This window comes from Xanthobacter sp. DMC47, assembly GCF_056313845.1.
In genome coordinates this window covers 863,618-884,739 of the sequence record NZ_JBQUZM010000004.1, presented here as the reverse complement: position 1 = coordinate 884,739, position 21,122 = coordinate 863,618, and the positions used below count along the sequence as shown (strand labels likewise).

The following is a 21,122-nucleotide window of genomic DNA, read 5'->3' as shown; positions in this document are numbered from 1 at the left end:
CGGATCAAGGCCCGGCATGCCGGCGCAACGGCAGTCTAGAGCAGGCGTCGACCGGATTGCACCGCAATCTGATCGAACAACATCTTCTCTTCCCACGGCTTTGGAGACAGGCGCGCGACATGCGAGAGGCGGCGCCAGGCGGAGCACGCAAAAAAGCGGTGCACGCGAAGCGCGGACCGGACAAAAGCAAATCCGCGCGACCGGGGTCGCGCGGATGGAAAAGCTTCAAAACCGACTGAGGGGGCGCTTTCGACGGTCAGCTCGAATGCCCGGCGTTGCGGACCTCAGCGACCTTCGCGTCTCAGCGGGTGGGGCGCGGCTTGGACGGGATCAGGCCTTCGCGCTGGGCGCGCTTGCGCGCCAGCTTGCGGGCGCGACGGATGGCCTCGGCCTCCTCGCGGGCGCGCTTCTCGGACGGCTTCTCGTAGTGGCCACGCAGCTTCATCTCGCGGAAGATCCCCTCGCGCTGCATCTTCTTCTTGAGCGCCTTGAGGGCCTGATCGACATTGTTATCGCGGACGAGAACTTGCACGTGTTTACCTCTTCGAGCTGTTGCGCCGAGCCGGAGCCTTACCTGATCTGAAACGCCGGACCGCAGAAGATGGCGCGTACGCCTGTCCTCGACCTGTCCGAAGGAAGCGCTCTCTTACCAGAAGAGGGGGAGCTTGTCCACACGCCTTGCTGCGGTCGAAACGGGAGGCGGCGCCTTGCGCCGGCTCACTTTCCGGCGTGCCGGCAGCAGTCGGCGGTGCGACCCGCCAGTCTCAGCAGCCGGTGGCCGGGAGGCTGGATTCGCTCTTGGCCGGCACAATGAAGATCGGCCCGCCACGCTTCTGCGCCTCGCGGCAAAGGGCGTCGAGTTCGCTGCGGATGGCCGCGTCGGAGAAGCAGGTCGCTGCCTCGCGAATGCCCTGCATGAAGCGCAGCTCGATCTGGATCACCCGCCAGCTGCAATAGCGGCCGGACCGGGCCATGTGCCGTGCAAGGTCGCGCAGCCATTCGGAGAAGCGGTCCTTGATGCGATCGTCGGACAAAGACATCTGCCACCACAAATTCGGGTCATGGCTTCGACGGTACAAAAAAACCGCCGCGAACGCCCGAGTCATGCGTCAAACGCGGCGGTGCGTCATCAGGGCGATTCGTCTCAGTCCCTAGCGGAAGAGCCGGCTCACAATTCAGCAGCCGTCGCCATCGGGCAGGTTGGCGCAGGCTTCGGGATCGCGTTGGACACGCACGATATGGCCCATCTTGCGACCGGCGCGGGCCTCTTCCTTGCCGTACAAGTGGACGTGCGTGCCGGGCTCTGCGAGCAAGGCGTGCCAGTCATGCACGTCGGCACCGATGAGGTTGGTCATCTGCGCCCGGCCGACGCGGGACACCTCGCCGAGCGGCCAGCCGGCGATGGCCCGCACGTGCTGCTCAAACTGGGAGGTGACGGCGCCGTCCTGGGTCCAGTGCCCGCTATTGTGCACGCGGGGGGCGATCTCGTTGACGATCACCCGCTCATTCGAGCCCTGGCACACCACGAACAGCTCGACCGCGAACACCCCCTCGTAATCGAGCGCGTCGCCGATGTCCCGGGCGATAGCCCGGGCCTTGCGCGCCGCCTCGGCGGTGAGGGTCGCGGGGACCGTGGAGGTGTGCAGGATGTGCTCGCGATGGACGTTCTCGGTCACGTCATAGGCGCAGAAGGCACCATCGCCGCGCCGCGCCGCCACCACGGAGACCTCGCGGGAGAAGCTGACGAAGCCTTCGAGGATGGCGCTCTGCCGCCCGAGCGCATGCCACGCGGCGGTGAGATCCTCGCCGGGGCGGATCATCACCTGCCCCTTGCCGTCATAGCCGAAGCGGCGGGTCTTCAGCACGGCGGGAAGGCCAAGCTGTGCAACCGCGGCTTCGAGATCGGCGAGGCTGTCCACCGGCGCGAAGGGCGCGGTCTCGATGCCGAGGTCGCGCACGAAGCTCTTCTCGGCAAGTCGGTCCTGCGTGATGGCGAGCGCCTTGGCGCCGGGCCGCAGCGGCACGCGCGCGGCGAGGAATTCGGCGGTGGCCAGCGGCACGTTCTCGAACTCGTAGGTCACCACGTCGACGCCCGCGGCAAACGTCTCCAGCGCGTCGAAATCGTCATAGGCGGCGCAGACATGCGCGGCGCTCACATGAAAGGCGGGACTGTCCTTGTCCGGACACAGCACATGCGCCTTCAGGCCGAGTTCTGCCGCGGCGAGTGCGATCATGCGACCGAGCTGGCCGCCGCCGAGAATGCCAATGACGCTGCCGGGACGAAGCATGGTCACACGGGCCGTTCCGCCACCGCTCCGGTGCGCGCGGCGCGCCAGGCGTCGAGCCGTTCGGCGAGGGCGGTATCGGAGATGGCGAGGACGGCCGCGGCGAGCAGCGCCGCATTGGTGGCCCCCGCGACGCCAATGGCCAGCGTACCGACCGGGATTCCGGCGGGCATCTGCACGATGGAATAGAGACTATCGAGGCCGGAGAGCGCCTTGGACTGCACCGGCACCCCGAACACGGGCAGGGGCGTCAGCGCCGCCACCATGCCCGGCAGATGCGCCGCGCCGCCGGCACCGGCGATGATGACCTTGAAGCCGTCCGCCTTCGCGTTCTTGGCAAAGGCATACATGCGGTCGGGCGTGCGGTGGGCGGAGACGATGCGGCAGTCGTGCGTGATCCCGAGCGCCTCCAGCGTCTCGGCCGCATGACGCATGGTCTCCCAATCGGACTGGCTGCCCATGATGACGGCAACGTCGGCCGTGCTCATCCCTCGAACCTTCGCGAAAACGGAAAGCGCGGGCTTTATAGGAATGGCGGGGGCGCGGCAAGGGGGAGGAAGAAATCCTCACCGCCAGCGGCGGTGCAGCCAGAGCCATTGTTCGGGATGTTCGCGCACCCAGCCCTCGATGACCGAGGTGACGGCCTGCATGCCGCCAACCACATCGATCTTGCCCTCGGCATCTCGGGGGAGGGCGATTTCCTCGGTTATCTCCACCCGGAAGCGGGCCCCGGGCAGGCGGATGACGCGCATGCCATGCACCGGGCAATCGAACTGGCGGGCAAGGCGGGTGAGCGTCGGGTTGGTAGCGCAGGGGCGGCCGAAGAACATCACCTCCGGGCCGCCGGTCCAATACTGGTCCACCAGCATGCCGAGATGCTGCCCCTCCGCCAGCATGCGCGCCATCTGGCGCCCCGCATCCCGACCGGCGCGGATGAGGCCCGGCATGGTACCGGAGCGCATCTCCTCGATCAGCTCGGCGGCGCGCTTGTTGTTGGGCGCGCGATAGAGCACGCCGCCGGGCACGTCGAAGGCGGCGCCGGCGATGGCGCACAATTCCCAGTTTCCGGTGTGAGCGGTGAAGAACAGCGCCGGGCGGCCGTCGTCACGCAGGCGCTGAAAGATTTCCGCGCCCTTTACCTCGATCCGGCCCGCGTCCGGATGCGCGGGATCATAGTCCCACAGGCGATCCTGCTGGGCGAACTCGGCGGCGAGGCGCCCCATGTTGGCCCAGATGCCGCGGACGAGGGCGTTGATCTCCGCTTGGCTCTTCTCGGGGTACGCCGCGGCGAGATTGCGTCGCGCCACCTTGCTGACCGCGAAGAACGGCCCGAGCAACTTGGCCCAGAAAGCCATACCGCCCGCCGAGAGCCACAGCGGCCACAGGCGCAGCCACCAGACGGAAAAGCGCACATAGCCCGCGACTAGCACCTCGACGGCGGGCGCGAGCGCCAGCTTCAGCCGGTGGATGGCCTTGCGGACGGGGAGGGGGAGCCGGGCCACGGTCGCGTGCGCCGCCCCCGCCTCAGAACTTCACCACGATCTTGCCGAACACCTTGCGGCTTTCCAGCCGCTCCAGGCCCTCGTTGAAGTTTTCGAGGGGCACCACGGTGTCGATCACCGGCATGACGCCCCGGCCCATCTTCTCAAGGCCGTCCGCCACGTTGCGGATGGTGGCGCCGAACGAGCCGAAGATCTTGTACTGGCGTTGGAACAGCTGCATCAGATTCATCTGGACCGAGACGCCCGAGGTGGAGCCGCAGGTGACGAGGCGCGCGCCGGGCTTCATGGAAAGCAGCGAGGCGTTCCAGGTGTCCGCGCCCACATGCTCGAACACCACGTCCACGCCCACCTTCTTGGTGATCTTGCGGACCTCGTGCTCGAAGCGGTCCTTGCGATAATTGATGACGTGGTCGGCGCCCAACGCCTTCGCCTTTTCCATCTTTTCGTCATCGCCCACGGTGGTGATGACGGTGGCGCCCACATCCTTGGCGAGGCGGATGGCGGCGGAGCCGATGCCCGAGCCGCCCGCATGGACGAGCACGGTTTCGCCCTTTTCCAGCTTCGCATTGTCGAACAGCATGTGCTCAACGGTAGAGAAGGTGATGCCGGCGCAGGCCGCTTCCTCGAAGGAGACGCCCTCGGGGGCGGGGATCACCAGCCGCTCGGGCATGTTCAGCACGTCGCGGGCGAAGCCGTCGATGTGGAAGCCGAGCACGCCGCCCACGTTCTGGCAGAGGTTGTCGCGGCCCTTCAGGCAGTTGGCGCAGTGGCCGCAGGTCATGGCGCCATACATGGCGACCGTCTGCCCCACCTTGAGGCCCCGCACGTCGGCGCCCAGCGCCACGATCTCGCCGGCGGCCTCGGCGCCCACCACGAGGGGCATCTTGCGCTTGGCGAAGGCCATGCCGCGCCAGCCCCATACGTCGATGTGGTTGAGCGCCAGCGCCTTTACGCGGATCTGCACCTCTCCGGCGCCCGGGGCTTCCGCCTCGGGGAGTTCGACGAGTTCGAGCTTGCGGTCGGAGACGAGCTGGAGGCCACGCATTGTTGTTCTCTTGAATGGATGTCAGCGGTGGGCGGCGAGCGAGGCGGAGAGCCCGCCATCCACCGGCAGAATGGCGCCGGTCATATAGCCCGCGCCGGGGGAGAAGAGAAAGGCCACCACCTGCGCCACGTCGTCGGGGGTCGCGAAGCGGCCGGCGGGGATCTGCGCCTCCATCTTCGCCCGATAGTCCGCGAACTTCTCCAGCATGGCGGTATCGATGAAGCCGGGGGCGACATAATTCACCGTCACGCCACGCCGCGCCGTCTCGATGGCGAGGCCGCGCACGTGGGCGAGCAGGGCTGCCTTGGAGGCGGCGTAGGCAGCATTGCCCTGGTTCGCCTGAAGCGCCGCCACCGAGCCGATGGCGACGATGCGCCCCGCCCGTGCGCGGGTCATCGGCCGCACCAGCGCGCGGGTCAGGCGGACGAAGGCAAAGTGGTTCACCTGCATCACCTCCTCGGCCTTGTCCTGGTCGATCATGGCGGCGAGCGTGTCGTAGGAGGCGCCCGCGTTGTGGCAGAAGCCGAAGAAGGTTTCCCCGGCCTCCAGCTCCTCGGCGAACGCCTCCACCGCTGCGCGGTCGGCAAGGTCGAGGGGTCGGGCGGAAACGACCGCGTCCGGCTTTGGCGCGCGGATGTCGGCGATCAGCGCTTCCGCCTCGGCGACCGCCGAGCGATAGGTGAAGACGACGGGGTGGCCGGCTTCGGCCAGACGCCGCACGATGGCGGCGCCCAACCCGCGGCCGCCGCCGGTGACGAGGATGGGAGCGGTCATCGGATCAGGCCTGTCCCGGTGTGAGCCCGCTCACGCCGGCTCCGCCGCGAGCACGAGGCAGACGTTCTGACCGCCGAAGCCGAACGAGTTGGAAATCACCCGCTTCACCTGCGCGTCGCGGGCGACGTTCGGCACCACGTCCAGCGGAATGGCAGGATCGGGGATGTTGTAGTTGATGGTCGGCGGGATACGGCCATTCAGGATGGTGAGCAGCGACACGGCCGCCTCGATGGCGCCGGCCGCCGTCAGCGTGTGGCCGATCATGGACTTGTTGGAGGAGATGGGCGTCGCCGCCAGCTTCTCCTCGCTGAACACGCCCTTGAGGCCCACATATTCCATGCGGTCGTTCTCGGGCGTCGAGGTGCCGTGGGCGTTGATGTAGTCCACGTCATCCGGCGTCACCCCGGCATCGGCCAGCGCATTCTTCATGCAGCCGACGATGGGACGGCCGTCCGGGCTGGAACGGGTGCGGTGGAAGTTGTCCGCCATCTCGCCGCAGCCTTCCAGCACGCCGAGGATCTTCGCGCCGCGCGCGACCGCGTGGGCGTAGCTTTCCAGCACCAGCGCAGCGGCGCCTTCGGCCATGACGAAGCCGTCGCGGTTCTTGGCGAAGGGGCGGGCGGCCTCCTCCGGCTTGTCGTTGGCGGTGGTGAGGGCGGAGAGCAGCGAGAAGCGGATGAGGGCTTCCGGATGCACCGAACCGTCCGTGCCGAGCGACAGGGCCACCTCGGTCTCACCGCGGCGGATCGCCTCGACGCCGAGCTGGATGGCGGTCGCGCCGGAGGCGCAGGCGGTAGACAGGGAAATGGGCTGGCCCTGCGTGCCGAACTTGTCGGCGAGGCGATCCGCCACCGAGCCGAACAGGAAGCGCTCGTGCCACGGACGGAACTTGCCGGACGCGGCGGCGCCGAGCAGGTCGTGATAGACGATGGGGTAGTGGCCCACCGCATCGGCTATCTGCTGGCGCTCAGGCCACTCCAGCTCCACCGGCGGAACAGCAGCGAACAGGGGGCCGGGGAACTCGCCCGGGGTGCCGATGCCGGACTCGGCGATGGCTTCCTCGGCGGCGAGGGTCGCCAGCTTCTCGGAGAGGTTGGGCGCAGCCACGCGGCCATCGAACAGGAAGTCCACCGTACCGGCGATGGTGGTGCGCATGCCCTCGATGGGGAAGCGCGTGATGGTGTGGATGCCGGATTCACCCGCGGTGAGGCGGCGCCAGTTGTCGTCCTTGCCTTGGCCGAGGGAGGTGACGACGCCGATACCCGTCACCACCACGATGGGGCGGCCGAACTTGTCGAGATGCGCCTGCGTCATGATCGCGGCTCCTGTCGTTGAAGCGCGCCCGCCCCGGCGCTGCTCGAAGGGCGCGCCGGGACCCGCGCTGTAGGAGGGCCCGGCACTCGCGCCGGAAAATACGCCGAAGCCGGCGCGAAGGACAATCGGCCTCGTCTCGCCTGTCCTCGTCTCCGTTGGCGGGAGCGGGAGGAGGCCCGTCAGGCCTTCTCCACCAGGCCGGCGCCTTCGCCCCGCCAGTGGCCCACCTGGGTCACGATCGCGCGGGAGATGCCGTCCGCCGCCTTTTCAAGCGGGTCGCTGGCGAGCGGCGGGAACAGGGTGCCCTTGGACACCGCCAGTGCCGCGAGGGCGAGGGCGGCGATGAACTGGGCTTCGAAGCCGTGGCCGATGCGGTTCGCGACAGCGCGCACGGGCAGGCCGCTCGCGGCCAGCGCCTCGGCCTCGGCCTCGGTCGCCTCGCGGGCGCCGGTGACGCCGGAGATGACGGCGGTGCCCGGCGCGGTGCCGGCCTTGTCCAGAAGCGCCTTCACTTTGGCGGTCACGGCCCCCGCCACGGCGCGCTTGGCGCGCTCCGACCAGACGCCCGACAGCTTGGCGATGGGCGTTGCGCCACGCGCCTTGGCATGCTCCGGCGATTCGAGCACCAGGAAGGCGCCCATGGAGCCGGAGGCGATGCCGGGAGCGGTGAAGGCCGGGCTGAATTCGCCCTTCATGCAGAAGGCGTCGAGATCGTTGAGGAGCAGCGTGTCCTCGCGCTCGGCATTGTAGGCGCCGCCCACGAGGCCGATCTCGCTCTGACCCGCCGCGATGCGCGCATAGGCGATGCGCGCAGCATCAACGCCTGAGCTTTCCTCCCCCATGAAGGTCCGGGAAGAGCCGGTGACGCCGTGGACGATGGAGATGTTGCCGGCGAGCAGATTCGAGAGCTGGGCCAGCGAAAGGGTCGGCCGCAGGTCCGACAGCAGGCGCTCGTTCAGGAGCCGGCCGGCATCATTGGAGGCGGAAAGATCGTTCAGGATCGCCGCATCCACCTGGAAATCGCGCTCGCCACCACCCGCCGCGACCACCATGTCGGTGTTCGACAGGATCTCGGCATTCTTAGCGATGCCCGCGGCGTCGAGCGCAAGGCCGGCCGCATAGGTGCCTATGCGCTGCCAGGGCTCCATCTGCCGCTGGTCGCCCTTCTTGGGGATCTGGCTGTCGAAATTCACCTTCACCAGCGGATGAACCACGTAGGGGGCGAAGGTGGTGCTGTCCGTCACCGGACCGGTGCCGGCGGTGAGCGCCTGCCAGTGGGCATCGAGCCCCTCCCCAAGGGAGGAGACGAGGCCGATGCCGGTAATCCAGACGTCGCGCTGGTTCCGGCTCCGGCCTTCAGTCACGTCAGGCATCGGCAAATTCCGAAAGGGGGAAGGAGACGTACTCGGCCACCTTCATCACCACCGGCTTCATCTTGCCCTCGGGCCAGGGCAGCACGCGGAAGGTGAGTTCGGCGCTGCAGATGGGCTTGCCCTCCAGAGTGGCGTTCGTCTTGGCGACGACGAAGCCGGAGCCCTCGTGCAGGATTTCCGAGTAGAGATCGAGATTCTGCCCGGGCAGCACGAAGGTGCGCAGTTTCGCTTCCTTTACGGTCGCGAGGAAGGGCATCCGGTCGAAGCGGTTGCGGGCCAGGACCAGCCAGCCGGTGGTCTGGGCCATGGCCTCGATGAGCAGCACGCCGGGCATGATGGGATAGCCGGGAAAGTGCCCCTCGAAGATGGAGCTTTCCTCGGGCACCATGCCCTGGCAGTGGATCTTTTCCAGCGACGGGTCGATGGCGACGACCCGATCGATCATCTTGAAGACTTCAGGACGCATCTATCCCGTCCGGCCTCAGGCGGCTTTCGCAGCGACCAACTCGTCGATGCGGGCGCAGAGGTTCTTGAGCACGAAATACTGCTCGGTCGTGGCCTTGCCGTCGTTCACTTCCTGCGTCCACTGCTCCAGCGGAAGCTTGATGCCGAACGCCTTGTCGATGGCGAACGCGATGTCGAGGAAGTCGAGGCTGTCGATGCCAAGATCGTCGATGGCGTGGCTGTCCGGCGTGATGGTGTCGCGCGGAATGTCGCAGGTTTCCGCGATGATGTTGGCCACCGTGTCGAACGTCGAAGACATGGACTGACGCCTCTCGTATGCTCGGCCCTTGCGGTCGCGGCCCGCCCGCGTGGCGCGCAGGCATGGTGCAAGGCACCGACCGGGGCCGAGGGATGGCCGCATGGCCCCTTCGGAATGAGTTGTCGGCCCCTATAGCGAAGGCTGCAAGAGGTTTCAATGGCCGACGCCGAACGGTCCGCGCGAGAGGTCTCCCGCGGCGGCGCCGTGCGTTGATGCTGCTTCGCACGCCAGCCGCCCGGAGGCAAGGGGGGGAGGCCGCCGGGGGGCGCCAAAGCCACGCCCAAGCCGCGCCCCGACTCGCCGACGCAACCGGCGCGGGCAGGCGTTTCGCCAGTCTGCGATGTGCGGCTGCCCGCCCGGGAGGGAGGCATCCGTTGCGTCAGACGACGTCGTTCCCTAGCGGCAGATGGCGATTCGCTTGGGCTAATGCCTGGCTTTCCGTCAGATCGCGCCGGAGAAGGTATTGCACTGCTGCATGGAGCCGCTCTTCAGCCCGCGGGTAAACCAGTTCACCCGCTGCTGGGACGTGCCGTGGGTGAAGCTGTCCGGCACTGCATAGCCCTGCGAGCGTTTCTGAAGCGTGTCGTCGCCGATGGCGCTGGCGGCGGTGAGCGCCTGCTCCACATCGCCGGGCTCCAGAATGCGATAGCGGGCATTGGCGTGGTAGGCCCATACGCCGGCGAGGCAATCGGCCATCAGTTCGACACGGACGGAAAGGTTGTTGGCCTCCGCGCGGGACGAGGCGCGGGCCTGGGCCTGCTGCACCTTGGGCAGGATGCCGATGAGGTTTTCCACATGATGGCCGACCTCGTGGGCGATCACATAGGCCTGAGCGAAATCGCCGCCCGCCTTGAAGCGGTTCTTCATCTCCTGGAAGAAGGTCAGATCGAGATAGACCTTCTGGTCCAGCGGGCAATAGAACGGCCCCATGGCGGACTGGGCGCCGCCGCAGGCCGAGCGTGTGGAGCCGGAGAACAGCACCAGCTTTGGATCCTGATACGTCTTGCCGTCGGCGCGGAACAGCTCGGTCCACACGTCTTCTGTCTGGGCGAGCACATTCGCGGCGAAACGGCCGAGCTGGTCGGTGGGCGGGGCCGTCGGCCGGCCGCGCTGCGGGGCGGGCGCAGCCTGCTGGGGCGATCCGCCGCCATTGATGGCTTCCAGCCCGCCGATCAGAACCGCCGGATTGATTCCCAGCGCCCAGCCGATCAACCCCACGACAATGATAGTGCCGATGCCGAGGCCGCCGCGGCCGCCGGGCATCTGGAAGCCGCCACCGCCATCGCCGCGCCGGTCTTCCACATTGTCGCTGGAGCGGAAATCCTCCCACCGCATGCTCTTCTCCCGCGGACGCCAACGCCGGCAGCCTGAACCCTGAGCTTGAACATGGGCTGACACGGCACAAGGAGCAATCCCCGGCCCCCGCCCCGGTTCCATGCTATCAACGACGGCGTGGCCGAATCGCTCGGCCTGCCTGTCGCCGGGGCCTCATCGGGCGCACGCCGGACCGATGCCGCCGCGCCGAGAGCCGAACCCCAGCCGCATCGCCATTGAGCCGCAGCCCTCCGCGCGCCGGCGCGGCCGGCCGCCTAAGGTCGCTGTGCCTGTCGCCGATGCGTGGGCCGGTCTCGACTTCGCGCGGGAGCGCGGCCTCTACGCCCAAGGGCATGCCCCCATCGCCGGTGCCGACGAGGTGGGGCGCGGGCCGCTGGCCGGGCCGGTGGTTGCCGCCGCCGTCGTGCTCGATCCGGAACGGGTGCCCAAGGGCCTCGATGATTCCAAGCGGCTGACGCGCGCCAAGCGCGAGGCGCTCTATCTGGAAATCTGCGCCACGGCCGAGGTGGCGGTGGCCATGGCGCCGCCGGAGCGCATCGACCGCGACAACATCCGGCAGGCGACCCTTTGGGCGCTCGCGCAGGCGGTGCGCGGGTTGCCGTGCCGGCCGGCCTTCCTGCTGGTGGATGGCAACGACCCGCCCAAGGTGCCCTGCGCGGTCGAGGCGATCATCGGCGGTGACGGGCTCATCGCCTCCATCGCCGCGGCTTCCATCGTCGCCAAGGTGGTCCGGGACCGGCTGATGGCCGGGGTGGGCGCCGCCTTTCCCGCCTATGGCTTCGAGCGGCACATGGGCTATGCGACGGCGGAGCACAGCACCGCGCTCGTCACCCACGGCCCCTGCCTGCATCACCGCCGCTCCTTCGCGCCGGTGCGGGAGCAGCAGCTCGGCCTGTTCGGCGGCGGACCGGTTCCGGATGCGGCGGAATAGTGCCAGTCGCGTCTCGGCGGCTCAGTGGTAGCCTTCGCCTTCCCGCACCTTGCCGCGGAAGATCCAGTAGACGAAGACGATGTAGCCCAGCACCACCGGCAGCAGGAAGATGACGCCGAACAGCATCAGGATTTGGCTGGGCGGGGCGGCGGCCGTCTGCCACACGGTGAGGCTCGGCGGCACAAGGTAGGGGAAGGTGGAGATCGCGAGGCCTACGAAGCCGAGCACGAACAGCCCGATGGTGCCGAAAAAGGGCAGCATCTCCCGCCCCGTCTTCAGCCAGTGCCAGACAAGATAGGTGAGCACGGCGGTGACGATAGGCACGGGCGCCAGGAAAAAGATGTTGGGCCGCGAGAACCAGCGCGTGGCGATGCGATCGAACGCCAGCGGCGTCCACAGGCTCACGAGGCCCATGAGCACGATCACGCCGATCAGCAGCGGGATGGCGTGGCTGCGGGCGCGGTCGGCGATGGTGCCCTCGGTCTTCACCAGCAGCCAGGTGGCGCCGAGCAGCGCATAGCCCACGACCACGCCGATGCCGCATAGCAAAGCGAACGGCGTCGCCCAGTCGAGCGGGCCCCCGGCGAAGGCGCCGTCCTTCACGGTGATGCCCTGCACCAGACCGCCGAGGATGATGCCCTGGAAGAAGGCCGCCACCAGCGAGCCGGCAGAGAACGCGAAGTTCCACAGCCGCCGGCTGGACGCCGCCACCCAGCGGAACTCGAAGGCGACGCCTCGGAACACCAGAGCCAGCAGCATGATGATGACCGGCAGGTAGAGGGCGGGCATCACCACGGCATAAGCCTTGGGGAAGGCCACCCACAGGCCACCGCCACCGAGGATGAGCCAGGTCTCGTTGCCGTCCCAGAACGGGGCGACGGTGTTCATCATGACATCGCGTTCCTTCTCCTCCTTGGCGAAGGGGAAGAGGATGCCGATGCCGAGGTCGAAGCCGTCGAGCACCACATACATGATGACCGCGACGCCGATGATGAGCCCCCAGATGACGGGGAGATACCATTCCATGGTCATGTCCTCCTGCGCGTCGGCGGGTCAGGTTCCGGGCGTCATCTGGCCTTCGCCATGGGCGGCGGCGATGGGGCGCGTGGGCCGCTCGCGAGCGGGCGGCTGGATCATGGATTGATCCGGGCCGCGCACGATCAGGCGGTTCATGAAGTGAATGCCGGTGGCGAAGATCACCGCGTAGATGATGACGAACAGCGTCAGCGACAGCCCCACGGTCCAGCCCGCGAGGGGCGACATGGCATCCTCGGTGCGCAGCAGTCCCTCCACCACCCAGGGCTGGCGGCCCTGCTCGGTGACGATCCAGCCGGAGAGGATGGCGATGAAGCCCAGCGGCCATGCCCAGGAGGTGACGATCAGATACCAGCGGGTGGTGGTCTCACGACCCTTGTAGATCAGCCATGCACCGATCCAGCCGAGAAGGATCATGATGACGCCCACGCCCACCATGGCGCGGAAGCCGAAGAAGGGGCCCAACACCGGCGGGCGATCCTGCGGCGGGAAGTCCTTGAGGCCCGGGAAGAGGCCGTCGAGGCTGTGGGTGATCATCAGCGAGGCGCCGTGCGGGATCGAGATCTCGAACAGGTTCTTCTCGGCCTTCTCGTCCGGCCACGCGAACAGCACGAGAGGGGCGGGCTTCGTGCTGTCCCAGTGCGCCTCCACCGCAGCGATCTTGGCCGGCTGGTAGTGCGCGGTGTTGAGGCCGTGGCTGTCGCCGACGAAGGCCTGGATGGGGCCGACGATGGCGAGCATGCCGATGCCCATCACCATCATCACCTTCGATTCGTCCTTGAACTTGCCGGCGAGCAGGTAGCGCGCGCCCACCGAGAGCACCACCAGCGAGGTGGTGAGGTAGGCCGCGAGCAGCATGTGCGGCAGGCGCCAGTGGAAGCTCGGGTTGAAGATGATCTGAAGCCAGTCGAGCGGATAGCCGACGCCGTTGCGGATTTCGTAGCCGGCCGGCGTCTGCATCCAGCTGTTGGCGGCGAGGATCCAGAAGGCCGACATGAAGGTGCCGAACGCCACCACGCAGCAGGACAGAACGTGGAGCCACGGCGGCACCCGGTTCCATCCGAACAGCATGATGCCGAGGAAGGTCGCCTCCAGGAAGAAGGCGGTGAGCACCTCGAAGCCGATGAGCGGCGCAATCACCGAGCCGACGAACTCGGCATAGCGGCTCCAGTTGGTGCCGAACTGGTAGGACAGGACGATGCCCGACACCACGCCCATGGCGAAGGAGACGGCGAAGATCTTGGTCCAGAAGCGCGCGAGGCGATGGAACACGTCCTTGCCGGTCTTCAGCCAGATCAGCTCCAGCGTCGCGATGAAGGCGGACAGGCCGATGGTGAAGGCGGGAAAGATGACGTGAAAGGAGACCGTGAAGGCAAATTGCATCCGCGCGAGGGTGACGGGATCGAAATCCATGGCGTCCGCTCCTTGTCATCCGTATCGGCCGCGACCGTCCGGTCGGAGAACGCGGCCGTCGCTGCGGCCGAGCCGCGCTCCGGACGACCTACTTACGCCGGCGGGGCCGGAGGTCGACCAGAGGCAATCCCCAGAGGATGGCGGGACAATAACCAAACACCACAGCCCCGTCGATACGCGCAACCGCATCCAAGCCCTGCGCGGGCGGTGCCGCGTTGACGCAGCTGCAGGGTGTCGCAGCACAATGCCCGTCGCAACCTGGACAGTTGTGATGCTTGAACGCCACGGTTGCGAAAGGTAACCTGTACATGGGCTTGCAACCGTTGATGGTCCGTATCCGGCTGCTGCGGGTCAGGGGGAATAATGGGGAAGCAACCTTCACTTGAGCGCCCATCGGCGCCTGCTGTCGTTATTCTCGCCGGTCTATTGTTGGTTCCGCAGCCCGCATGGGCTGGTTCCCGCGCGGCGCTCGGAGTCGTCGCGGGAGCCGTGCTGGGGGCTGCTGTACTCGGGGCGATGGCGAAGTCGCATGCTGCGCCGAGGGCCGGCGCACCGAAGTCTTCGGCAACGCGTAAGACATCAAAGAAGAATTCGACGCCGAAACAAGATAGCGGATCTGCCAGTGCCGCGAATGACGACCCGTTTGCCGGACCCTCTGGCGAGGCGCGGCCCGTTTCCTCCAAGCCCTGAGCTGAGCGTCGGAGTCCCGCCTATGAGCGACGGAGCCTTGTTAGGGATGATGCGCGCGCTACGACGTGCTGGCGCACTATTGCTGCTCGGCATCGCTGCTTTCGGATCGCTGCGCGCGGCGGCGGCAGAAGGCCTGCTCGCTATGGACCAGGAACTGGGGCAGGTTCGGGGCTGGGATATCGGCATCAACACGGATGCTGGCAGTTGCATTGCCAAAGCCCGCTACGAGGACCGCACCACCGTTTGGTTGGGCTTCGGTGAAAACGGCAAGGGGTTTTTCGCCTTGTCAAATGCCCGTTGGCGCTCCCTCGAAGAGGGCAAATCCTATGAGCTGAACCTGCTCGCCCGTGGCGCGGGACGGTGGCGCGGCACGTTCAGCGGCGGATCAGTGGGCGACGAACATTCCCTTCTTGCGACCAGCCTGAAGGAATCGTTCATGGTGGACATCGCGCGTGCCGGCGGCATCGAGGTGCGCTATCAGGACAAGACTATAGCCCGGTTATCACTCTCAGGCTCCATGGCGGCACTGACCGCAGTTCTGGACTGCCAGAAGGATCTGGGGAGCAGGGGCGACCGCCGACCGCCCGCTACCGCGGGTAGCAAGGGGGGGGACGGCAAGGGCAAGGATGGAGATGGCGGCAGTTCCGGAACCGCCTTTTTCGTGAGCGCCGCCGGCCACCTGCTTACAAACCATCACGTGGTCGAAGGTTGCAAAACGGTGCAGATCACCCGTGCCGGATCGGTACCCGAACCGGTGCAGGTCATCGCCCGGGATCCCACCAACGACCTCGCTTTGCTGAAGGCGGGAGGGGCGGCCCCTGCGAACGTTCCATCTCTGTCGACACGCGCGCGTATCGGCGATAGCGTCTATGTGTACGGCTTTCCGCTGGCGGGATTGCTGGCAAGCTCGGGCAACTTCACTGTCGGTAATGTGACCGCCACATCCGGCCTCAATGACGATAGCCGCGAATACCAAGTTTCGGCGCCGGTGCAGCCAGGCAACAGCGGGGGACCGCTGATGGATCAATACGGAAATATCGCGGGCGTCGTCGTGTCGAAGCTAAACGCGCTGCGAATTGCGGCCGTCACCAAGGATCTCGCGCAGAACGTCAACTTTGCCATTAAGGCATCCGTTGCCACCACCTTTCTAGACAGCAATTCGGTACCCCCCGGACCGGCAGCGGCCACCACGCCGCTCGATCCCGCTGCCATCGCCGAACGCGCGAGGGCCTTTACCGTTTTCGTGCAATGCCGCTGAGTCGGGCGCCCTCGCGAGGGCGTGTCCATCATGATGCCGAGCGGTTGGTGGCCCTGTCCGCAACCCGGCCTACGAGGCAAGAAGACGGCGGCGGTGAACAATCTCGCGGGCCAACTCATACACACCGAAGGCCTTGGCGATGCCGGCCAGGTCGAGCTGGAGTGGCGCCAGACGGCGGGCACGCCCGTCGTCTGGCGCATGTGTGTATCGAAGCCCGATGCCCGTCCGGTCCGATGCCCGGATGCCGCACCCCCGTTCAAAAGCCGCTAGGAGCGCGGCCGCAGGACGCAGAGGAGTGCGGCAATGAGCGCCATGATGGCGACCAGGATGATGCCCCATTCCACGGCATTGATTAGCGCGGGACCCGATACATCCCTCATCCGGTCCGTCATCCCTCCCGCCTGTTTCAGGCCGAGGGACAGCGTGGACGTCGCCCCCGCGACGCCGAGGCTGGTGCCCAGCACGCGCATGAGGTTGAGCAGGGCGCCGGCCTGCGTCGCCAGGTCCGCGGGCGCGGCCTTGAGGGTGGCGTGGTTGTTGGGGGCGATGAACAGGCCGAGGCCGGCCCCGAACAGCACGAAGGCGATGAAGCTCATCAGCTGGCTCGCGGCCGGGTCGTCGGTGCCGATGCCGAGGAGCAGCAGGCCGAGGAGGCAGATGCCCATGCCGCCGGCGCCGAGCCGGCGGATGCCCATGCGATCGGCAAGGCCGCCACTGAACGGCGCGACCAGCCCGAGAATCACCGGGATGACGGCAAGGCGCAGCCCCGCCTCCCACGCCTGCTCCCCATAGCCGTGCTCCAGAAGGAACGACATCAGGAAGAACATGGCGTAGAGCATGGCGTAGCCGAGGACCACGGCGACCGCTCCGAGAGCGAATCCGGGGCTCGCGAACAGCTTGAGGTCCACCAGCGGAAACGCCGTGCGCCGTTCCTGCCGAACGAGCAGCCAGAGCAGCCCCGCGGCGAGCAGGGCGCTGCCGATGGTCTGCGGTGATGTCAGTCCCCAGCCCGCCGCGTGGTTCAGCGCCCGCACCAGAATGACCAGCGCAGGCGCGAGGAGAACCGCGCCTGCCCAGTCGAACCGCGCATCGGGCCGGGCGCCGGAGGAACGGGGCAGGGCGATCCAGCCGGCGATGGCGGCGAGTAGCCCGAACGGAACCGTCAGCCAGAAGATCCAGGGCCATCCCAGCGCGCCGAGGACGATGCCGCCGACAGCCGGCCCCGCGCTCATGCCGATGGCCTGCGCCGCGGCGAAGACGCCCAGCGCCCGGCCGCGCTTCTCCTCCGGCACGGCGGCGACGAGGATGGCGATGCTGTTGGCGCCGAGCAGCGCCCCGCCTATGCCCTGCACCACCCGCGCCACCACCAGCGATGGCAGGTCCGGCGCCAGCGCGCACAGGGCGCTCGCCGCGACGAAGATGAGATAGCCGACGAGATAGAGCGTCTTGCGGCCATACATCTGGCACAGGCGCCCGAAGATGGGCAGGAAGGACGCGAAGGCGACGAGATAACCCAGCGACACCCAGCTCACCGCATGCAGCCCGGCATCGAACGTGGTTGCGAGCGTCGGGAGCGCGAGCTGGACGATGGTCGCGTCAAGCTGGCCGACGAAGGCACCGATGCAGACGAGGCCGACGACGATCCAGGAATGCCACGGCAGGGTTTCAAGAGCTGCGAGGGGCGCCGGTTCGTGCGTGAGGCGGGCCCTCAATGGACTGCGCCCGGGCCCGTCCGGTGCGGAGCCGCCTGGAAATCTCTGGTCCATCGATCCGTCGTCGCTGTGTCCGGGGATGTTTTAGTCGATGGCGGCGGGGCTTGTCATGCGGGCGGGGGAGCTGCGCAGTGCTGGAGATCGGTCGGGCGATCTTCTATCACCGCTCCACTCTGCCGCCGGGACGGCGCGGCGCAATCGGGGACGGCATATGGCGCGAAGGCTCGATCTGACGGGACGGGTGGCGGTGGTGACGGGCGGGGCGAGCGGCATCGGCCTTGCTGCTGCAACGGCCATGGCCGAGGCCGGCGCGCGCGTCATCCTCGCCGACCGTGACGGGGACGCGGCCAGACGCGCCGCGGCGGGCATCCCTGGCGCCGAAGCGCTCGCGCTCGACGTTACCGACGAGGCGGCGGTCTCCGCTGCGTTCGCGCAGGTGGTGGCCGGCCATGGCGGCCTCGACATCCTCGTGAACAATGCCGGCCTCTCCATCCGCAAGGGGCTGACGGAGCTGGACCTCGCTGACTGGGAGAAGGTGTTCGCGGTGAACGTCACCGGCGGCTTCCTCTGCGCGCGCGCTGCGGTGCCATCGATGACGGCCCGGGGCGGCGGTGCCATCGTGAACGTTACGTCCATCATGGGGCTGAGCGGCGGGGGGCCTTATCCCAACCCGGCCTATCAGGCGAGCAAGGGCGCGGTGGTGAATTTCACCCGTGCGCTGGCCATTGAACTGGCGCCGGTGAAGATCCGCGTCAATGCGGTTGCGCCCACCTGGGTGCGCACGCCCTTCATCGATCCCCTGATGCGCGATCCGGACAAGCTCGCCGCCATCGAGAGGCTGATGCCGCTCGGCCGCATCGCCGAGCCGGAGGAGGTGGCGGACGCCATCCTGTTCCTCGCGAGCCCCATGGCGGCCATGGTGACGGGCCACGTGCTGGCAGTGGACGGAGGTTTCCTGGCGCAGTGAGGGGGCGGATTCTTCGCCATGAACCAGTTGTCCGGTCTCGGCGGCCTGCCCCTGGGGTCCATACCGGTGGCTCCCGTCGACGATGCGCGTTTCGGCCTCTCGCTGGGATTCAGGCGTTGTGACGGGCAAGCTTGGCGACCTCGCCAAGGCAAGTTTGCGGCGTGCCGCAGGTGGAGGCGAGGGTCGCCACCCGGCGGAAGAGTGGGGCGAGAACGTATTCATCCGAGAAGCCGATGGCCCCGTGCATCTGCACGCAGTCCTTCAGCACCATGCGCGCGGTCGTCGAAGCCTTCGTTTTTGCCATCGCGCAGGCCATGCGCTCCGTCTCGCCGCCGACGCTCAGGGCGGCCTCGCAGACGAGTGCCCAGGCCGCCATATGGGCGACATGCAGCGATGCCGCCCGGTGTTGCAGCGCCTGGAAAGCGCCGATGGGTTGGCCGAATTGGGTGCGGACGCGGAGATAGTCCATCGTGAGGGCGAGCGCGCTGCGCACGAGCCCCATCAGGCTCGCGGCCGCGCCGAGGCGCAGCCGGTCTACGGCCATGTTGAACGCCGCCATCGCGCAGGGCCCTTGCGCCAGTTCGCGGCCGGCGCCACGCGGCAGGGAAAAGACGCGTTGCCCGCTGCCGTCGATGGTCCGGCGCAGCGGTACGACTTCGAGTTCGGCGGTCCGTATGGCGGTGATCCGGAAGGACTGGCCCTCGCCGTCCGCGCAGATGATCTCGTCGGCCCAATGCGCGTCGAACAGCACCAGGTCCGCCCCGGGCGACATGGGGAAGGCGCCGGGTTCCGCCAGCAGGACGATCGCCTCTCCGTCGAGCATCTGCCGCAGGAGAGCCGCCGCCGCCGCGCTTTTGCAATCGGCCAGAAGCGGCGCGATGGCCAATACGGCCGGCAACGGCTCGGGCGCCAGCGTCGCGGCGGCGCCCTCGAGCAGCATCACCATGTCGAGGGCCGTGCCGCCCCATCCGCCGGAAGCCTCCGGAACGAGGAGGCCCGGCCACCCGGCACCACTGATCTGCGCCCATCGGGCGCGGTCGATGCGTGGCCACGCATCGCCGGCAGCGCGGGTCCGCGCCACCCCGTCGCCGAGGAGCTGGACCAGGCTGTCGCGCATCAGAACCTGCTCGGGCGTGGGCTCGATCATGGCCGCTTCCCCTTTGGAAGTTTCAGCACGCGGTCGGCAATGAGGCCGCGCTGGATCTCGTTGGTGCCCCCGTAGATGGACAGGCGGCGGGACTGGAGGAACAGCTCGCTGAAATCGATCACGGCACCGGCCACCATCTCGGGCAGCTTCAACGGTGCGGCTGAGCCGGCCAGCTCCTGGGCGATGTCGAGCACGCGCTGGGTTGTCTCCGTGGAGAGAATCTTGAGGCCGGAGGGATCCCCCGCTTTGCCACTGGCGGCGGCGGTCAGGATCTGGAGAAAGGCCGCAGTCAGCGCCGCCACCTCCATCTCCGCCTCCGCGACCTTGAGCTGCCCGTGTTCCCCGAGCGCCGGCCCCAGGGCCCGCGCCATGCGGCGCACGCGCTCCAGCGCTCGCAAGGCATGGGAGGGTGCGCCGAGCTGGATGCGCTCCTCGTCGAGAAGTGCAGTGACAATGTTCCAGCCGCCGTCGAGCGGACCCACCACGTCCGCGCGGGGTACCCGAACTTCATCGAAGAACACCTCGCAGAACTCGCACTCATCGGCGAGGGTGCGGATGGGGCGGCGGGAGATGCCGGGCGACTTCAGATCGATGAGTAGGAAGGTGATGCCCTGTCGGCGCGGCAATTCCTCGTTGGTGCGTACGAGGGCGTAGATCCAGTCCGCATGATGGCCCCAGGTGGTCCAGATCTTGTGGCCGGTGACGACAATCTCTTCGCCTTCCACGCGCCCGCGCGTCCGAAGCGACGCGAGGTCGGAGCCTGCGCCGGGCTCCGAATAGCCCTGGCACCAGATGACATCCCCGTTGAGGATCGCGGGCAGGTGCCGCGCCTGCTGCTCCGGCGTACCGAAGCGCTGGAGGATGGGGCCGATCTGGTTGAGGCCTTGGGTGGGGAGCTCCGGCGCACCGATGCGCGCGGCCTCCTCCATCAGGATCACCTGCTCCACCGGCGAGGCGCCCATGCCGCCGAACGCCTTCGGCCAATGGGGTGCGATCCATCCGCGCTGTGACAGGCGGCGATACCAGGAAAGCGCCTGCGCCGGCTCGGGCCGGAAGGTGAGGTCGCGCAGGTCACGGGGAAGCTCGGCCGCGTACCAGTCGCGCACCTCGCGGCGGAAGGCCTGCTCTGCCTCGGTCTCAATCCTGAGCATCGGCCGCCCCCTGCGCCAGCGTCCGGAAGGCGGGGTAGGGCGTGCCGTCGCCGAGATGGTCCCATGTCAGCTCCACCGCGGCGCCGATGCACGCGCGCTCGGGCGGGCTATCGATGATGTTGGCGATGAGGCGAACGCCCTCGGCCAGTTCCACCGTGGCCACGGTCAGCGGCAGCCGGCCGGCAAGGCCCGGCCCCGGCACGCGCACCACCGTCACGGCGTAGATGATGCCGAGGCCGCTCACTTGTCGCCACGCGACATTCTGGCTGCCGGTGTAGAGACTGAGCGGATGGGGCGGATGCTGGAAGCGGCCCGTGTCGAGGCACATCTGCAGCATCAGCCGCCCCTCGCGGGCGCCGTCCCAGAACGGCTGTGATTGCACGTAGCGGTTGGCGGCCGGCACCGGCCTTGCTTCGGTTTCGGCCAT

21 protein-coding genes are annotated in these 21,122 nt (G+C 67.9%); 3 read left to right on the top strand and 18 right to left on the bottom strand.

Features of this window, described 5'->3' with window-relative positions; genetic code table 11:
• Positions 1 to 301 precede the first annotated feature (301 nt).
• The 12 genes from rpsU to ypfJ form a co-directional block, all read right to left on the bottom strand.
• A complete protein-coding gene (rpsU, locus tag ACT54R_RS15935; RefSeq protein ID WP_012113273.1) occupies positions 302 to 532 on the bottom strand; it encodes a 30S ribosomal protein S21 in 231 nt (76 codons plus the stop codon).
• Between the two features lie 232 nt (positions 533 to 764).
• Positions 765 to 1,040, bottom strand: coding sequence for a hypothetical protein (locus ACT54R_RS15930; RefSeq protein WP_476327843.1), 276 nt, complete (start codon positions 1,038 to 1,040; stop codon positions 765 to 767).
• 135 nt (positions 1,041 to 1,175) lie between these two features.
• The gene (locus ACT54R_RS15925) at positions 1,176 to 2,288 is read right to left on the bottom strand and encodes a 5-(carboxyamino)imidazole ribonucleotide synthase (RefSeq protein ID WP_476329201.1); all 1,113 of its coding nucleotides are present in this window, start codon (positions 2,286 to 2,288) and stop codon (positions 1,176 to 1,178) included.
• A 2-nt stretch (positions 2,289 to 2,290) separates the two neighbouring features.
• Positions 2,291 to 2,773, bottom strand: coding sequence for a 5-(carboxyamino)imidazole ribonucleotide mutase (gene purE / locus ACT54R_RS15920; RefSeq protein ID WP_476327841.1), 483 nt, complete (start codon positions 2,771 to 2,773; stop codon positions 2,291 to 2,293).
• Positions 2,774 to 2,851: 78 nt separating this feature from the next.
• The gene (locus ACT54R_RS15915) at positions 2,852 to 3,787 is read right to left on the bottom strand and encodes a lipid A biosynthesis lauroyl acyltransferase (RefSeq protein WP_476327839.1); all 936 of its coding nucleotides are present in this window, start codon (positions 3,785 to 3,787) and stop codon (positions 2,852 to 2,854) included.
• Positions 3,788 to 3,809: 22 nt separating this feature from the next.
• Positions 3,810 to 4,832 (bottom strand): zinc-binding dehydrogenase, encoded by a 1,023-nt coding sequence (locus ACT54R_RS15910; protein WP_168458869.1) that lies wholly within the window; start codon positions 4,830 to 4,832, stop codon positions 3,810 to 3,812.
• Positions 4,833 to 4,853: 21 nt separating this feature from the next.
• A complete protein-coding gene (locus tag ACT54R_RS15905) occupies positions 4,854 to 5,606 on the bottom strand; it encodes an SDR family NAD(P)-dependent oxidoreductase (RefSeq protein ID WP_476327837.1) in 753 nt (250 codons plus the stop codon).
• A gap of 30 nt (positions 5,607 to 5,636) precedes the next feature.
• Entirely contained in the window at positions 5,637 to 6,920 is a 1,284-nt protein-coding gene (locus tag ACT54R_RS15900; protein ID WP_476327835.1) for a beta-ketoacyl-ACP synthase, read from the bottom strand.
• A 179-nt stretch (positions 6,921 to 7,099) separates the two neighbouring features.
• Entirely contained in the window at positions 7,100 to 8,293 is a 1,194-nt protein-coding gene (locus tag ACT54R_RS15895; protein WP_476327833.1) for a beta-ketoacyl-ACP synthase, read from the bottom strand.
• Positions 8,286 to 8,759, bottom strand: coding sequence for a 3-hydroxyacyl-ACP dehydratase FabZ family protein (locus ACT54R_RS15890; protein ID WP_168458865.1), 474 nt, complete (start codon positions 8,757 to 8,759; stop codon positions 8,286 to 8,288). Before ACT54R_RS15890 ends, ACT54R_RS15895 begins: the two co-directional genes overlap by 8 nt.
• Before the next feature lie 15 nt (positions 8,760 to 8,774).
• Positions 8,775 to 9,056, bottom strand: coding sequence for an acyl carrier protein (locus ACT54R_RS15885; protein ID WP_012113283.1), 282 nt, complete (start codon positions 9,054 to 9,056; stop codon positions 8,775 to 8,777).
• Positions 9,057 to 9,497: 441 nt separating this feature from the next.
• The gene (gene ypfJ / locus ACT54R_RS15880; protein ID WP_168458864.1) at positions 9,498 to 10,391 is read right to left on the bottom strand and encodes a KPN_02809 family neutral zinc metallopeptidase; all 894 of its coding nucleotides are present in this window, start codon (positions 10,389 to 10,391) and stop codon (positions 9,498 to 9,500) included.
• Positions 10,392 to 10,566: 175 nt separating this feature from the next.
• On the opposite strand from ypfJ, the gene ACT54R_RS15875 reads away from it, so the two are divergent.
• Positions 10,567 to 11,322 (top strand): ribonuclease HII, encoded by a 756-nt coding sequence (locus ACT54R_RS15875; protein WP_476327831.1) that lies wholly within the window; start codon positions 10,567 to 10,569, stop codon positions 11,320 to 11,322.
• A 21-nt stretch (positions 11,323 to 11,343) separates the two neighbouring features.
• Here the strand turns inward: ACT54R_RS15875 and cydB are convergent, their stop codons facing one another.
• The gene (cydB, locus tag ACT54R_RS15870; protein ID WP_476327829.1) at positions 11,344 to 12,348 is read right to left on the bottom strand and encodes a cytochrome d ubiquinol oxidase subunit II; all 1,005 of its coding nucleotides are present in this window, start codon (positions 12,346 to 12,348) and stop codon (positions 11,344 to 11,346) included.
• A gap of 27 nt (positions 12,349 to 12,375) precedes the next feature.
• Positions 12,376 to 13,770, bottom strand: coding sequence for a cytochrome ubiquinol oxidase subunit I (locus ACT54R_RS15865; RefSeq protein WP_476327827.1), 1,395 nt, complete (start codon positions 13,768 to 13,770; stop codon positions 12,376 to 12,378).
• A gap of 712 nt (positions 13,771 to 14,482) precedes the next feature.
• On the opposite strand from ACT54R_RS15865, the gene ACT54R_RS15860 reads away from it, so the two are divergent.
• Positions 14,483 to 15,718: a S1C family serine protease gene (locus ACT54R_RS15860; RefSeq protein ID WP_476327825.1), complete on the top strand. Its 1,236-nt coding sequence runs from the start codon at positions 14,483 to 14,485 to the stop codon at positions 15,716 to 15,718.
• A 266-nt stretch (positions 15,719 to 15,984) separates the two neighbouring features.
• Here the strand turns inward: ACT54R_RS15860 and ACT54R_RS15855 are convergent, their stop codons facing one another.
• Positions 15,985 to 17,430, bottom strand: a complete 1,446-nt coding sequence (locus ACT54R_RS15855) for an MFS transporter (protein ID WP_476327823.1) — start codon at positions 17,428 to 17,430, stop codon at positions 15,985 to 15,987.
• Positions 17,431 to 17,641: 211 nt separating this feature from the next.
• Here ACT54R_RS15855 and ACT54R_RS15850 point away from each other — a divergent pair, with 211 nt between their 5' ends.
• Positions 17,642 to 18,397, top strand: a complete 756-nt coding sequence (locus tag ACT54R_RS15850) for an SDR family NAD(P)-dependent oxidoreductase (RefSeq protein ID WP_476327821.1) — start codon at positions 17,642 to 17,644, stop codon at positions 18,395 to 18,397.
• A gap of 109 nt (positions 18,398 to 18,506) precedes the next feature.
• On the opposite strand, the gene ACT54R_RS15845 is transcribed toward ACT54R_RS15850, so the two are convergent.
• The 3 genes from ACT54R_RS15845 to ACT54R_RS15835 are packed head-to-tail and all read right to left on the bottom strand — an operon-like array spanning position 18,507 to position 21,122.
• Entirely contained in the window at positions 18,507 to 19,544 is a 1,038-nt protein-coding gene (locus tag ACT54R_RS15845; RefSeq protein ID WP_476327819.1) for an acyl-CoA dehydrogenase family protein, read from the bottom strand.
• Entirely contained in the window at positions 19,541 to 20,695 is a 1,155-nt protein-coding gene (locus ACT54R_RS15840; protein ID WP_476327817.1) for an acyl-CoA dehydrogenase family protein, read from the bottom strand. Before ACT54R_RS15840 ends, ACT54R_RS15845 begins: the two co-directional genes overlap by 4 nt.
• Complete coding sequence (locus ACT54R_RS15835) at positions 20,682 to 21,122, bottom strand: Zn-ribbon domain-containing OB-fold protein (protein WP_476327815.1); 441 nt, start codon at positions 21,120 to 21,122, stop codon at positions 20,682 to 20,684. Before ACT54R_RS15835 ends, ACT54R_RS15840 begins: the two co-directional genes overlap by 14 nt.

Excerpts from the sequence above, each read along its gene's own strand:
- ACT54R_RS15930 (WP_476327843.1), bottom strand. The coding sequence starts at position 1,040 with ATGTCTTTGTCCGACGATCGCATCAAGGACCGCTTCTCCGAATGGCTG.
- ACT54R_RS15925 (WP_476329201.1), bottom strand. The coding sequence starts at position 2,288 with ATGCTTCGTCCCGGCAGCGTCATTGGCATTCTCGGCGGCGGCCAGCTC.
- purE (WP_476327841.1), bottom strand. The coding sequence starts at position 2,773 with ATGAGCACGGCCGACGTTGCCGTCATCATGGGCAGCCAGTCCGATTGG.
- ACT54R_RS15910 (WP_168458869.1), bottom strand. The coding sequence starts at position 4,832 with ATGCGTGGCCTCCAGCTCGTCTCCGACCGCAAGCTCGAACTCGTCGAA.
- ACT54R_RS15905 (WP_476327837.1), bottom strand. The coding sequence starts at position 5,606 with ATGACCGCTCCCATCCTCGTCACCGGCGGCGGCCGCGGGTTGGGCGCC.
- ACT54R_RS15900 (WP_476327835.1), bottom strand. The coding sequence starts at position 6,920 with ATGACGCAGGCGCATCTCGACAAGTTCGGCCGCCCCATCGTGGTGGTG.
- ACT54R_RS15895 (WP_476327833.1), bottom strand. The coding sequence starts at position 8,293 with ATGCCTGACGTGACTGAAGGCCGGAGCCGGAACCAGCGCGACGTCTGG.
- ACT54R_RS15890 (WP_168458865.1), bottom strand. The coding sequence starts at position 8,759 with ATGCGTCCTGAAGTCTTCAAGATGATCGATCGGGTCGTCGCCATCGAC.
- ACT54R_RS15885 (WP_012113283.1), bottom strand. The coding sequence starts at position 9,056 with ATGTCTTCGACGTTCGACACGGTGGCCAACATCATCGCGGAAACCTGC.
- ypfJ (WP_168458864.1), bottom strand. The coding sequence starts at position 10,391 with ATGCGGTGGGAGGATTTCCGCTCCAGCGACAATGTGGAAGACCGGCGC.
- ACT54R_RS15875 (WP_476327831.1), top strand. The coding sequence starts at position 10,567 with ATGCCGCCGCGCCGAGAGCCGAACCCCAGCCGCATCGCCATTGAGCCG.
- cydB (WP_476327829.1), bottom strand. The coding sequence starts at position 12,348 with ATGGAATGGTATCTCCCCGTCATCTGGGGGCTCATCATCGGCGTCGCG.
- ACT54R_RS15865 (WP_476327827.1), bottom strand. The coding sequence starts at position 13,770 with ATGGATTTCGATCCCGTCACCCTCGCGCGGATGCAATTTGCCTTCACG.
- ACT54R_RS15860 (WP_476327825.1), top strand. The coding sequence starts at position 14,483 with ATGAGCGACGGAGCCTTGTTAGGGATGATGCGCGCGCTACGACGTGCT.
- ACT54R_RS15850 (WP_476327821.1), top strand. The coding sequence starts at position 17,642 with ATGGCGCGAAGGCTCGATCTGACGGGACGGGTGGCGGTGGTGACGGGC.
- ACT54R_RS15845 (WP_476327819.1), bottom strand. The coding sequence starts at position 19,544 with ATGATCGAGCCCACGCCCGAGCAGGTTCTGATGCGCGACAGCCTGGTC.
- ACT54R_RS15840 (WP_476327817.1), bottom strand. The coding sequence starts at position 20,695 with ATGCTCAGGATTGAGACCGAGGCAGAGCAGGCCTTCCGCCGCGAGGTG.
- ACT54R_RS15835 (WP_476327815.1), bottom strand. The coding sequence starts at position 21,122 with ATGGCCGAAACCGAAGCAAGGCCGGTGCCGGCCGCCAACCGCTACGTG.